15 protein-coding genes are annotated in these 13102 nt (G+C 45.4%); 1 reads left to right on the top strand and 14 read right to left on the bottom strand.

Features of this window, described 5'->3' with window-relative positions:
• Positions 1-17: 17 nt before the first annotated feature.
• Genes ruvA through HGO97_RS12845 form a run of 3 tightly spaced genes read right to left on the bottom strand, consistent with a single transcriptional unit; the run spans position 18 to position 1505 of the window.
• On the bottom strand, positions 18-620 hold the full coding sequence (ruvA, locus tag HGO97_RS12855) for a Holliday junction branch migration protein RuvA (RefSeq protein WP_216242264.1): 603 nt from the start codon (positions 618-620) through the stop codon (positions 18-20).
• 19 nt (positions 621-639) lie between these two features.
• Positions 640-1137 carry a Gx transporter family protein gene (locus HGO97_RS12850; protein WP_216242262.1) on the bottom strand — a complete coding sequence of 166 codons (498 nt, stop codon included), beginning with the start codon at positions 1135-1137 and terminating at the stop codon, positions 640-642.
• 11 nt (positions 1138-1148) lie between these two features.
• Complete coding sequence (locus HGO97_RS12845; protein WP_216242260.1) at positions 1149-1505, bottom strand: NusG domain II-containing protein; 357 nt, start codon at positions 1503-1505, stop codon at positions 1149-1151.
• 128 nt (positions 1506-1633) lie between these two features.
• On the opposite strand from HGO97_RS12845, the gene HGO97_RS12840 reads away from it, so the two are divergent.
• Positions 1634-2611 carry an FAD:protein FMN transferase gene (locus HGO97_RS12840; protein ID WP_216242258.1) on the top strand — a complete coding sequence of 326 codons (978 nt, stop codon included), beginning with the start codon at positions 1634-1636 and terminating at the stop codon, positions 2609-2611.
• Between the two features lie 127 nt (positions 2612-2738).
• On the opposite strand, the gene rnfB is transcribed toward HGO97_RS12840, so the two are convergent.
• The 11 genes from rnfB to HGO97_RS12785 all read right to left on the bottom strand — a co-directional run bounded on the left by rnfB (position 2739) and on the right by HGO97_RS12785 (position 12831).
• Complete coding sequence (gene rnfB / locus HGO97_RS12835) at positions 2739-3551, bottom strand: RnfABCDGE type electron transport complex subunit B (RefSeq protein WP_216242256.1); 813 nt, start codon at positions 3549-3551, stop codon at positions 2739-2741.
• Positions 3552-3564: 13 nt separating this feature from the next.
• Positions 3565-4140 (bottom strand): electron transport complex protein RnfA, encoded by a 576-nt coding sequence (locus tag HGO97_RS12830; RefSeq protein WP_216242254.1) that lies wholly within the window; start codon positions 4138-4140, stop codon positions 3565-3567.
• A gap of 23 nt (positions 4141-4163) precedes the next feature.
• Positions 4164-4883: an electron transport complex subunit RsxE gene (gene rsxE / locus HGO97_RS12825; RefSeq protein ID WP_216242252.1), complete on the bottom strand. Its 720-nt coding sequence runs from the start codon at positions 4881-4883 to the stop codon at positions 4164-4166.
• Complete coding sequence (locus tag HGO97_RS12820) at positions 4876-5490, bottom strand: RnfABCDGE type electron transport complex subunit G (RefSeq protein ID WP_216242250.1); 615 nt, start codon at positions 5488-5490, stop codon at positions 4876-4878. Before HGO97_RS12820 ends, rsxE begins: the two co-directional genes overlap by 8 nt.
• Positions 5490-6356: an RnfABCDGE type electron transport complex subunit D gene (locus HGO97_RS12815; protein WP_408610858.1), complete on the bottom strand. Its 867-nt coding sequence runs from the start codon at positions 6354-6356 to the stop codon at positions 5490-5492. The genes HGO97_RS12820 and HGO97_RS12815 overlap by 1 nt, the downstream gene beginning before the upstream one ends.
• A gap of 83 nt (positions 6357-6439) precedes the next feature.
• Positions 6440-7759: an electron transport complex subunit RsxC gene (gene rsxC / locus HGO97_RS12810; protein WP_216242248.1), complete on the bottom strand. Its 1320-nt coding sequence runs from the start codon at positions 7757-7759 to the stop codon at positions 6440-6442.
• 194 nt (positions 7760-7953) lie between these two features.
• On the bottom strand, positions 7954-9036 hold the full coding sequence (rpsA, locus tag HGO97_RS12805; RefSeq protein ID WP_216242247.1) for a 30S ribosomal protein S1: 1083 nt from the start codon (positions 9034-9036) through the stop codon (positions 7954-7956).
• The gene (ispH, locus tag HGO97_RS12800; RefSeq protein WP_216242245.1) at positions 9017-9877 is read right to left on the bottom strand and encodes a 4-hydroxy-3-methylbut-2-enyl diphosphate reductase; all 861 of its coding nucleotides are present in this window, start codon (positions 9875-9877) and stop codon (positions 9017-9019) included. Before ispH ends, rpsA begins: the two co-directional genes overlap by 20 nt.
• A gap of 82 nt (positions 9878-9959) precedes the next feature.
• The gene (gene cmk / locus HGO97_RS12795) at positions 9960-10616 is read right to left on the bottom strand and encodes a (d)CMP kinase (RefSeq protein ID WP_216242243.1); all 657 of its coding nucleotides are present in this window, start codon (positions 10614-10616) and stop codon (positions 9960-9962) included.
• 36 nt (positions 10617-10652) lie between these two features.
• Positions 10653-11882, bottom strand: coding sequence for a BaiN/RdsA family NAD(P)/FAD-dependent oxidoreductase (locus HGO97_RS12790; protein WP_216242239.1), 1230 nt, complete (start codon positions 11880-11882; stop codon positions 10653-10655).
• Positions 11875-12831, bottom strand: coding sequence for a MurR/RpiR family transcriptional regulator (locus tag HGO97_RS12785; protein WP_330641335.1), 957 nt, complete (start codon positions 12829-12831; stop codon positions 11875-11877). The genes HGO97_RS12790 and HGO97_RS12785 overlap by 8 nt, the downstream gene beginning before the upstream one ends.
• Positions 12832-13102 lie beyond the last annotated feature (271 nt).

The following is a 13102-nucleotide window of genomic DNA, read 5'->3' as shown; positions in this document are numbered from 1 at the left end:
CTTTACCTAGGCGGATATTAAAATAATTTCTTCAGCGCCTCTTTTAATAAATCTTCTACCGTCGGATTCTCAAGTGTCACCTGCTTCACGGCACGCAGACTCTCCGTGCTGCCATATCCCAGCGCTACCAATGCCTGCACTGCCTCAGACTGAATACTGCTGTCACTGAAAGCGGCCGGCACCGAATCATTGCCGATTGCATGATCCAGGACATCTGCAATATCCAATTTGTCCTTCAACTCAATGATCAGCTTCTCCGCCGTCTTCTTTCCAATCCCCGGAACAGCAGAAATAGCCTTGACATCTCCTGCCAGAACTGCATACCGAAGGTCATCCGGGCTTAACTTCGATAAAATGCTTAAGCCCCCTTTCGGTCCGATTCCACTGACACCGATCAGTAATTTAAAGATTTCCAGGTCATCCCTTGTCAGGAAACCGAACAACTGCATCGCATCCTCCCTGACATTCAGATATGTATGAATCTTGACCTCGCTGCCCGTAGGCGGAAGCAGCGCCATGGCCTGTCCCGGCATATAGATACCATATCCCACGCCACCGACGTCCACGATCACTTTCTCTTTTTCCAGAGCGGCCAGCTCGCCGCGAATATATGAAATCATCTTTCAATCTCCTGTCTTTTTAATTTTGCAGGTTGAGCCTTCGTATCCTTTTTAACACCTCATTGGATACAATACCAATCAGCATCCCGGTCACTGTTCCGGCAATCAAAAGCACGGGCAGGTAATACCCGACCCGGTACGTCTCCACCACTGCCATGGCCACCACCAGCTGTCCAATATTGTGGCACACGCCTCCAGCTATGCTGACCCCCATCACACTAAAGGTTCCTCGCTTCTTCAAAAGAGCCATCACTGCCAGGCTTAAGATGCCTCCTGCCAAACTGTAAATGATTGCAAACAGATTGCCGAATAAGAATCCTGACAGCACGATCCTAACGACCGACAGAAGAAGTGCATCCTTCGGCCCTGATTTATACAGCATGATGACAATCATCAGATTAGCCAGTCCCAGCTTGATTCCCGGAACTCCGAATTGAATCGGAATCAGCATCTCCACATAACTAAAGATCAGGGCAAGAGCTGTAAATACTCCAAAATATGCCGCTTTATTCTTCACTGCCCTTCCTCCTACTTCGCTACTGCATCCAGTTCACTCTTCTTACCGCCCTCGATCGTCACCACGATCTTATTGGGAAGACAGATAATGCTCTCTCCATCCCTGGAGATTGCCTTCTGATGCACACAAAGCTTATCAGGACAATCCGCATCCTTCATATCTGCCTGTCCATCCTGGATCACCAATGTATTCGTTCCATTAATATTGATGGTCTGATCAGCCGCCAGATCATAAGTGCCATATGCTTTCCCATCTACTGTTATCACGACTTCTGCACTTTCGTCTTTTCCTTTCAGGAAATGGTATCCTATGAAAGAAACTGCCAGAACCAATATGATTCCTATCAAAATAAAATCATTCTTTTTCATTTCAGCCTCCGACCATTATCATAGCACACAGCCTTTTAGAATGCAATCACATGTTCGATTGTAATTTTCACTCAAAATGGTTATAATAAGCAGGTTCCAAGTGAAAGCGATAGCAGAAAGAGGATTCTATGAAACGATTAATAAAGCATTTTCTCCCCTGCCTTTTATTGGCAGCTTGCATCTTCTCACTGACAGGATGTACCAAGCCTCCTGCTGGAGAATCTCTGGAAGCATTCGGCACCTATTTTGATACGATCATCTCGATTAAAATTTGGGGTGGAGAGGAGGCACTTTTGGATCACTGCAAAGAGATGTGCTCCCGGTACGAGCAGCTTTTCAGCCGTACGATTCCAACCAGCGATATCTCCCGGATCAATGCCGCAAAAGGCCAAAGTGTAGAGGTGGACGATGAGACCATCGAACTGATCAAGAAAGGGCTTTACTACAGCGAAATATCTAACGGCAGCTTCGACATCACGATTGCACCACTAAGTGAGCTCTGGGATATCAAAAATAATCCGGGCAACATTCCAGATGCCGCATCCATCGAGGAAGCCAAAAGCCATGTGGATTACCGCAAGGTAAAAGTAGAAGGAAATACCGTTACCCTGGAAGATCCAAAAGCAGCGATCGATCTGGGCGGAATCGCAAAAGGCTTCATCGCAGATAAGCTGAAAGCATACCTGAAAAGTGAAGGAATCGAGCATGGGCAGATTGATCTGGGCGGCAATCTCCTCACCATCGGAAGCAAGACAGATGGCAGCGACTTCCATATCGGCATCCAAAAGCCCTTTGCCAAGACTAATGAAGCCATTACAACGGTCGATATCCATGATCAGTCTGTCGTCTCCTCTGGCACCTATGAGCGCTATTTTAAGAAGGACGGTAAGATCTACCATCATCTGCTGGACCCCAAAACGGGATATCCATTTGATAATGGTCTTCTCCAGGTCACTATCATCTCTAATCAATCCGTAGATGGTGACGGGCTGAGCACCACCTGTTTTGCCCTGGGACTCGAAGAAGGAACCAAACTGATCGAAAGCCTCGACAATATCCAGGCGATCTTTGTAACAGAGGACTACAGTCTGCATTATGCGGACTGATATGTCCCTGCAGCATCATTTTCTCCAGAATAAAGCAATGCCTGTCTGTATCCCACAGAATGGATTTTCATCCACCCTGCACGGTACAGACAGGCATTTTTATACTCTGATTTACTTCCCGTATTTCCTATGAAATCGGAATCTTTCTCGGTGTGATGATCTTTCTCGGGCACTTCTCTGCGCAGATACCGCAGTTCGTACACTTCTCCGGATCAATATGTGCCAGGTTATCTGTCACTGTCACAGCTCCTGCTTCACAGTTCTTCACACACAGACGACATCCAATACAGCCGACCAGGCAGACATCCATAAGAGCCTTGCCCTTGTCGTTGGAATTACACTGTACAAATGTTTTCTGATCATATGGAATCAGCTCGATCAAATGCTTCGGACATGCGGCAACACATTTACCGCAGGCTTTACACTTCTCTTTATCGACAACTGCAATCCCTTCTACGATATGAATGGCATCAAACGGACATGCCTTGACACAGGTGCCAAATCCAAGACATCCATAATCGCAGCCTTTCGGTCCGCCATCCTGCATCATATTCACCATGGTACAGTCCTCGATACCGAAATACTCATACTCATCCTGTGCCTTCTCGCAGGTTCCTGCACACTTCACAAATGCAGTCTTACGTACCTGCTCTCCGGCAGCTTCGCCCATGATCTCACCGATCTTGGCAGCAACAGGTGCACCGCCGACTGGACATCCGCCGACCTCTGCTGTACCAGCAACGATTGCTGCAGCCAGACCGGAACATCCTGCGAATCCACATCCGCCACAGTTATTGCCCGGAAGCACGCCCATGATTGCTTCTTCTCTCTCATCGACCTCCACGGCAAACTTCTTTCCGGAAATTCCAAGGAAAACACCGATGAATAATCCGGTTCCGCCGACGATTACCGCAGCTATTAAAATTCCTGATATACTCATGTCTTATTTCCTCCTAAATTAATCCTGAAAATCCGAAAAATGCGATTGCCATCAATCCTGCTGTAACAAGGACGATTGGAGTTCCCTGGAACGATTCTGTGATATCATTATGTTCGATCTTCTCTCTGATACCGGCCATCAATACGATTGCCACGAGGAAACCGAATGCTGTTGCGATACCATTGACTACACCCTCCAAAATACTGTAAGACTTCTGAACGTTCGTCAGAGCCACACCAAGTACTGCACAGTTCGTTGTGATCAGAGGAAGGTACACGCCCAGCGCATTGTATAACGGCGGCATAGCCTTCTTTAGGAACATCTCTACGAACTGTACCAGAGCTGCAATGACGAGGATGAAAACGATTGTCTGCAGATACTCAAAGTGTGTCGGTATCAGGATAAATTTATAAATCAGACCTGTAACAAATGATGCAATTGTAATAACGAAAATAACAGCACCGCCCATTCCGCCTGCGGTCTTTACATTCTTAGAAACACCGAGGAACGGACAGATTCCAAGGAACTGGCTGAGTACAACGTTATTGACGAATGCAGAACCAACTGCAATTAAAAGTAATTCTTTCATTTTGCTCTCCTCCTATTCCTTCCTTATTTTGCTGCTTTCTTTTCCGGTGTCACATCGATGAACATGCCACCGCCGCATCTATCCTTCTTGCCGCAGCTCTCGCAGTTTGCACCACATCCAATCTTGTCTGCGATCGGGTCGCCCTTTGCTGCTGCTTTTTTCTTGAACTTGTTCTGTAAGGCGGTCAGGCCTGCCAGTACAAAGAAAGCACCAGGAGCCAGGATGAAGATGGTGATCGGCTCATAAGAGGATGGAAGTACCTGAATATTAAAGACCTTTCCAGAACCTACCAGTTCTCTGACAATACCGATTGCGGTAAGACCTACTGTAAATCCAAGTCCCATACCAATACCATCAAAGATGGACGGAACCACCGGATTCTTAGATGCATAGCTTTCAGCTCTTCCCAGGATGATACAGTTTACAACGATCAGAGGGATATAGAGTCCCAGTGAATCATACAGGCTCGGAACGAAGCCCTGCAGCAAGAACTGTACCATAGTTACGAAAGATGCAACAACAACGATAAATGCCGGCATTCTGACAGAATCCGGAATAATCTTTCGAAGCATGGAAATCAGCATATTGGATAATACAAGTACAACGGTTGTAGAAAGTCCCATACCGATACCATTGATCGCCGAGGTAGTGACCGCAAGTGTCGGACACATTCCCAGCATCAGTACGAAGGTAGGGTTTTCTTTGACCAGACCGTTAAACAGTCTTTCTGTATACTTATTCATTGACACTACCTCCTAACACATTTTGAAAATAGATCAGGGCAGAGTCCACAGCATTTGTTACCGCGTTGGTCGTGATCGTAGCACCACTTAATGCATCGATCTTGTCATCGCCCTTTTCCCCGGTCTTTGTATAAGCGAACTTCTCCACCTGCTTATCCTTGAACTGGTCCTTAAATGCAGGTTCAGTCGCCTTCATGCCAAGTCCGGCCGTCTCACTGATGGTGAGCATCTCAATGCCCTTTACGGTTCCATCGCTCAAAATTCCTACAGAAATCACGATATCTCCGCCATATCCTTCATGGGATGTAACCGTGACAACATAGCCCATATCTTCGCCGCTCTTATCTTTTGCAACAGCGACCTCTGTAATATCGTCGGATGTGTATCCGCCGTCCTTCAATGCCTTAGCAGCCTCGCTCGCATCGAAATCTGCATATTCCTCAAAGCTGTCTGCATCTGCCAGTACAGTTCTGTACGCATCCTGCTTTGCATTTTCCTGTGCTGTCGCGATCGGTGCCTTAGTCACTTCGTAAACAAGACCCAATAAAGTTCCAGCAACCAGAGTGATTATCGTAAGTATTAAAGTATTCTTTATAATCTTATTCATTATTTCTCTCCTCCTTTACCGAATGGTTTTGGAAGAGTAATCTTCTCGATCAGTGGTACTAAAAGGTTACTGATGATGATCGCATAGGATACACCCTCTGCTGAACCACCGAACAGTCTGAACAGACCAGTCAAAAGTCCCAGACAGATACCATATACGATCTGTCCGTTCTTTGTGATCGGAGAAGTCACATAATCCGTTGCCATAAACCATGCCCCAAGCATCAGACCGCCTCCGCAAAGATGTGCAGTAATATACTGCGGGTCAAATCCATGTCCCCCGAAAATCGTAATAAAGATTACAAATGTTACAATATATGTACCAGGAATTCTTAAATCAATGATTCCCATCAGCAGAAGGAACATCGCACCGATCATAATCGCGATGACAGATGTCTCACCAATGGTACCGCGGATATTACCAATAAGCATATCCATAGTGTTAACAGCCTCTCCTGCCTTTAATTCAGCAAGCGGAGTCGCTCCTGTCACACCATCATAAACAAAATATGTCATGCGTCCTGTAAAGGAGATCAAAAGGAAACATCTAGCTCCCAGTGCAGGGTTCATGAAGTTCTGCCCCAGTCCGCCAAAGAGCTGCTTTACTACGATAATTGCAAACACAGAACCTAAAGCACCCATCCATAACGGAAGTGTCGGAGGCAGGTTCAGAGCCAGTAAAAGTCCTGTAACAGCTGCACTGTAATCATGAATCGTAATCGGCTTATGCATCAATTTCTCATAGATATATTCAGCAAGCACCGCCGTCAAGGTCGTAACAACTACTAAAAGCCATGCGTTCTCATGTCTGAAATTATAGATTCCAAAAACCGTAGCCGGCAGAAGCGCAATCAGAACGTAAAGCATGATATTGCTGGTCGTTACCTTATCTCGTATATGCGGTGAAGATGATATGTTATAATTCTCGTTCAATTTTCTCACCTCTCTCGTTATTTCTTCTTTCTGTTTGCCAGAGCTATCTTACGCATAGAACCAATGGACTGCTTCAGCGGTCTCTTGGCCGGACATACATAGCTGCAGGAACCACATTCCACACATTCCAATCCGTTCTGGGACGTAAATGTCTCTTCATCGTGTCGCTCCGCATAATCTGCAAGTCTGGACGGAATGATCCGGCTCGGACATACCTCCACACAGCGTCCACAATTGATACATGCACTTGGCTTATACTTTGCGACCTCATCTTCTGTAAATGCCAGAATGGAGGAAGAAGTCTTTGTAATCGGAGTATCTAAGGTCATCATAGCAAATCCCATCATAGGTCCGCCTGAAATCACCTTCTTCGGATCGTTCTTAAATCCTCCTGCAGCCTCCACAAGCTCCTGCTGGTTCGTACCCAGAAGTACCTTGAAGTTGCCTGGCTTCTCCACTGCATCTCCGCTGACTGTTACCACACGCTCCATCAGAGGTTTTCCTTCGATGACTGCGCGATGGATGCTGACCAGAGTCTCTACATTATCTACAATGCATCCTGCATCGGCCGGAAGCATTGTGGAATTGATTGCACGCTTTGTGACCGCATAGATTAATTGACGCTCTGCACCTTGAGGATACTTTGTCTGAAGCGTCTTTACCTCCATACGCGGTTCATCCTTTACAGCCTCTTTTAATTTTTCAATGCAGTCCTTTTTATTATCCTCTACTCCAAAGAGCCCTTTTGCATTCGGGAACAAGGAAAGAACTACTCTCATTCCGCTTACAAGCTCCTCTGTGTTCTCCAACATTCTCCGGTAGTCCGCTGTAATATAAGGTTCACATTCGGCACAGTTCGCTATAATATATTCAATCTTGTCTGGTTCCTTTGGCGAAAGCTTTACTCTCGTAGGGAATCCTGCACCGCCCATTCCGACAATCCCAGCCTCCCCGATCATGCCGATGATCTCTTCTTTGCCAAGTTCATCAAATGGTTTTACCGCAGGGTACTCCACCTCTGCATACTCCCCATCATTCTCAATCACGATACAGTCTACTTTACTGCCCGTTGGATTGAAATGCTTTTCCAGACCTTTGACTGTACCTGAAACAGATGCATAGACCGGAGCAGATACAAATCCGCCAGCTTCTGCAATCTTCTGGCCTTTTAACACATGGTCGCCCTTTTGCACGATTGGACTCGCAGGGGCACCGATATGCTGTGAAAGCGGATAAACCAAATTACCTTTCGGCAGTACTTCGGTAATCGCCTGATCCTTTGCCAGACTTTTACCGTCATTTGGATGAATTCCACCTTTAAAAGTTAAAAGTCCCATTCTTTACTACCTTCCTTTCTCTTATCGCAATACTTGTATTGTACTAAAAATTGTGTCTAAAATCCAGTAAATTAGGTCACATAATTGCACATAAATCCATACATCTTGATGTTTTTTTAACATTTGTCGCAAAATAAAGATAGAGGCTTTCCGGCCTCTATCTTATATCTATCATATCTAGTATAGATTTATTCCTATTCTTCTGTCTCAGGAACTTCCTGTGCTTCCGGCTCAAGTGCCTTCATACTCAGGCTGATCTTTCTGTCGGCCTCGTTCAGGTCAACGATCTTAGCTGTAATCTCCTGTCCAATAGAAAGTACATCAGAAGGTTTCTCAACATGTGCTCTGGAAATCTGTGAAACATGAAGCAGTGCGTCCACACCTGGTGCAAGCTCAACAAATGCACCAAAGTCTGTCATACGTGCAACTTTTCCTGTGATCACCTTACCTGCTGCAAAGTCTTCTGCTGCATTTGCCCACGGATTTGTCTCCGGGAACTTCAGACTTAAAGCAACCTTGGTATCGTTGATATCTTTTACAAGTACTTTTAATGTATCTCCTACCTGGAAGACTTTCTTCGGATTCTCTACTCTTCCCCAGGACATCTCAGAGATATGTAACAGCCCGTCAACACCTCCAAGATCAATGAATGCGCCAAAATCTGTTACATTTTTAACAGTTCCTTCGATTGTATCTCCTACCTGAAGCTTAGCGAACAGCTCTTTCTGCTTCTCTGCTCTCTCTGCTACAAGTAATTGTCTTCTGTCACCGATCACACGGTTTCTTCTTGGGTTGAATTCGCTGATAACAAATTCAATCTCTTTTCCTTCGTATTTGCTCAGATCCTTCTCATATGAATCTGAAACAAGGCTTGCCGGAATGAATACACGTGCCTCTTCTACTGTCGCACATAATCCGCCGCCGAGAATCTGAGTAACAGTTGCTTTCAGGACTTCTTTGTTCTCGAAAGCTTCTCTTAATCTCTCATTGCCCTTCTCTGCTGCAAGTCTCTTATAAGTCAGGAGAACCTGACCTTCACCGTCATTCACCTTTAAAACCTTCACTGTCATAGGATCACCGACTTTGATGACTGTTGTCAGGTCAAGTGACTGATCGTTAGAATACTCACTCTTTGTAATGATACCATCCGCCTTATATCCGATATTCAGGATAATCTCATCTGGCTTCACGTCAATGACTGTACCCTCAACTACCTCTCCATTATGAATTGTTTTAAATGACTCGTCTAACATTTGTTCAAAAGATAATTCTGACATTGCTTTGAACCTCCTCAATTATATTGTTGGGCGTGGATGCCCCTGCTGTAATACCTACTGTTTCCACTGACCCTAATTGATTCAAATCCAAATCGTCAAGTGTCTGTATATAGTACGTATCTTTACATGCTTTCTGGCAAATTTCAAATAACTTCTGGGTGTTGGAACTATGTTTGTCACCAATCACGATCATAGCATCCACCTCTTCTGCAATACTCCGTGCTTCAGCCTGACGCTCTTTCGTCGCATTGCAGATTGTATTTAAAACACTTACATCATAACCCTTTTTTGAAAGAATTTCAACTAAATCTTTAAATTTATTGTAATTAAATGTCGTCTGTGAGACAATACACACCTTTTTCCCCGGTTCGACCGAAAATTTTTCTGCATCCTCAGGGGTCTGCACTACTGTCACCTCATCACCGGCCCAGCCTCTTATCCCTTCCACCTCCGGGTGGTCGGGATTTCCGATGATGACGATATGTTTGCCCTCACTGCTTTCTTTCTTTACGATCTTATGAATCTTCTTCACAAATGGACAGGTCGCATCGATAATTTCTAATCCGTTGTCTTCCATTTCCCTGTAAATCCTCTCGGGGACACCGTGGGAACGGATAATGACGGTCCCTTCGCAAAGCCCTTTAAGCTCCTCTTTTGTCCGCAGAACCCGGACTCCCTTTTTTTCCATATCCTTCACGACTTCCTCATTGTGAATGATGGGGCCGTAGGTATAGATAGGATGTTCTTCTCCCTTTTCCTTATCAAGCTGCTGATACACGGTTTCCACAGCCCGTTTCACACCAAAGCAGAACCCCGCTGTCTTCGCTCTCTTGACTTCCATAACGCCCTCCTTTCTATGACTGTTCCAAACTGCAGAATCGATTTTTCTCTTTTGGAGTTACATCCCTAAAAAATCCCGCCTGTTATCTGCAGTGTCTTGTAATCTCAGCCACGACTTCCTCGATGGTCATCTCAGAACTGTCTACAAGTATCGCATCCTTAGCCTGCTTAAGCGGAGCCGTCTCACGGTTCATATCTCTTCTGTCGCGTTCTTCGATATCATGAGCGATTTCATCATAATCGCAGTCAATGCCTTTTTCCTTCAATTCATCATAACGCCTCTTTGCCCTCGTTACAACACTTGCTGTCAGGTAGATCTTGACATCTGCATGAGGGAGGATATTCGTTCCGATATCCCGTCCGTCCATGATCACATCCTCTTTTTCTGCAAGTCCTCTTTGGAGCTCCAACAGCTTTTGACGCACCTGTGGGACTGCAGAGCTTAAAGATGCCATATTACCGACGCGTTCTTCCCGGAGCATGGACGTAACATTTTCACCGTTCAGATAAACCTGCTGTACTCCATCCTCATATTTGATGCTGACGAACGCGTCCTCACACGCGTCAATGATTCCCTGTGTATCCTCTGGCGCGATTCCCTTGTTGAGGAAGTGGACCGCCATTGCACGGTACATCGCGCCGGTATCTACATAGATATATCCCTTTTCCTTTGCTACTAATTTCGCAATTGTACTCTTTCCGGCTCCTGCCGGTCCGTCTATCGCAACATTATAACCCATTTCACTTCTCCTCATTCTACTTTATGACTTTTTCTGCTATTGAATTGAAATCCCTGCAAGGTAAGCCGTGGACCACGCGATCTGCAGGTTGAATCCGCCCGTCAGGGCGTCCAGATCCAGGACTTCGCCGATAAAATAAAGTCCTTCGACCAGCTTTGATTCCATGGTTCCCGGATCGATCTGTTTCACATCCACGCCGCCTTTTGTGATGATCGCTTCTTTAAAATCTCGAAGCTTTACCAGTGTCATTTCAAAATTCTTGATCTCTGTTACAAAACGGTGTCGTTCCTCTCTGCTGATCTCGTTGACCTTTTTCTCTGGATCGATTCCGCTCCTGGCAATCATAACTGGTTTCAGCTTTGCCGGAAACAGCTTGTCCACCGCATTCTTGAACTGTTTATTCCGATTCTCTTCGAAGTCACGCAGCACCCGGGCATCTAACTGCTCAAAGGACAGAGCCGGCTTTAAGTCGATCACGAGACGCAGGCCTCCCTCTTTCAGCTTTTTCCCTATAATACTGCTGGCACTGATGATGATGGGACCACTCACACCGTAATGGGTGAACAGCATCTCTCCGAATTCTTCATAGACCTTCTTCTTTCCTTGATAGATACAGGCATTCACATTCCGCAGAGAAAGGCCTTGAAGTTCCTTTACATCCTCTTCCTGCGTCTCAATTGGTACGAGCGAAGGAGAAAGCTCTGTGACCCGGTGCCCTGACTCTCTGGCAAACCGATACCCGTCCCCTGTGGAGCCTGTAGACGGATAAGAGACCCCGCCCGTCGCTACGATACAGGCATCCCCTCTGATTTCTTCCCCATTCAAAAGAAGCAGACTGTGAAAACGTCCTTCCCTTGTCCTGATTTCCTTTACTCCGCTATTTAAATGAACAGCCGCATGGACCCGCTGTAATTCCCTGCTCATGGCAGATATTACATCGGAGGAATGATCCGACACAGGGAACACACGATTCCCTCGTTCAACCTTGGTCCTGACGCCTAATTCCTCAAAGAATTCCACAGCCTGTTCATTCGTAAAGCTGTAAAAGCCGCTATAAAGGAATTTGGGATTCGTCGTTACTGATGCAAACAACGTATCCATATCACCGGCATTCGTGATATTACATCTTCCCTTGCCGGTGATAAAGAGCTTCTTTCCCAGCTTTTCATTTTTTTCATATATATGCACTTCATGTCCGTTACGTCCGGCAAATATTCCCGCCATCATGCCGGCAGCGCCACCGCCGATTATCAGTACCTTACTCATTCGCTTTCCCTTCCATCTCTTTTGGTGCCATTGGCAGCTTATCACTGACATGATTCAGTTCATCCCCACTGTATACCTGATATTCATCCCAGATTTCTTCCAGTGTCTCAAGCGTCGTCACGACCTCCTTCTGCTTCTTCATGCAGAGTGCCACCACGAGTGCATTCACAACGCTAAGTGGGGCAACAAGAGAATCCACGATAGACGCCATATCACTTCTGGCGATCAGATTACAGGAAGAATACAGCGTCATAGGGGAATGAACACTATCTGTCAGGGTGATCACCTTAGCTTTCCGGTTGCTGGCAAATTCCAGTGCCTTTAAAGTGCGCATGGAATACCGGGGAAAACTGATTCCAATAATCACATCATCTTCATTAATACGGATTAACTGTTCAAAAATCTCACTGGAACTATTCGTATTCACTGCCGTCACATTTTCACAGATCAGATTCAGATAAAAGGAAAGGAAAGCAGCCAACGGTGCACAGCTCCTGATTCCAATCACATAGATTCTCTTTGCATTCAGAATCGTATCGATTGCAAGCTCAAATACCTTCTGATCGATTCCCGCAAGTGTCAGCTTGATTTTTTCAATATCTGACTGAAGGACCGTTGCAAGAATCTCTGACTGGCTGATTCTTCCATACGTCACTTCCATGCGCTGGATAGAGTTCAGCTTGTTGCGGACCAGCTCCTCCAGGGCTTTTTGAAATCCCGGATATCCCTTGTATCCCAACTGGGTAGCAAAACGCACCACCGTAGATTCACTGACTCCGACAATCTCACCCAGTCTCGCCGCGGTCAAAAAAACGGCCTTATCATAATTTTCACAGACATAATCAGCAAGGCGTTTCTGTCCCTTGCTGAGCTTCTTATATCTTTCTTCAATCCGAAGCAGCAATTCATTTGTACCACTCTCGTTCGTGCTCACTTTATTTTCACTCACAATCGTTCCTCTTCCTGATTTCATTTTATATAGAAAACCTTCGTTTATATCGGTTCATAACATTCTGATTATACAATACCGGCTTTTCGATTTCAAGTCAGAATATGCAGCCTATGAATGCTAAAACTTCAAAATTCATAAATAAGAAATAAGACGGGCATTTGACACATGAATCGAGCCAGAAGTACTTCAAAGCCTTATAGTAGGCTTATTTTTTTGTCAACTTTTTCGATTTATAGTCTAGTAATATTTGGTAATATATGGTATACTA

This window comes from Faecalicatena faecalis, assembly GCF_012524165.2.
Classification (GTDB): Bacteria; Bacillota; Clostridia; order Lachnospirales; family Lachnospiraceae; genus Faecalicatena_A; species Faecalicatena_A faecalis.
Note: the sequence above shows the minus strand (reverse complement) of the source record. Positions and strands in the feature narration are given on the sequence as shown.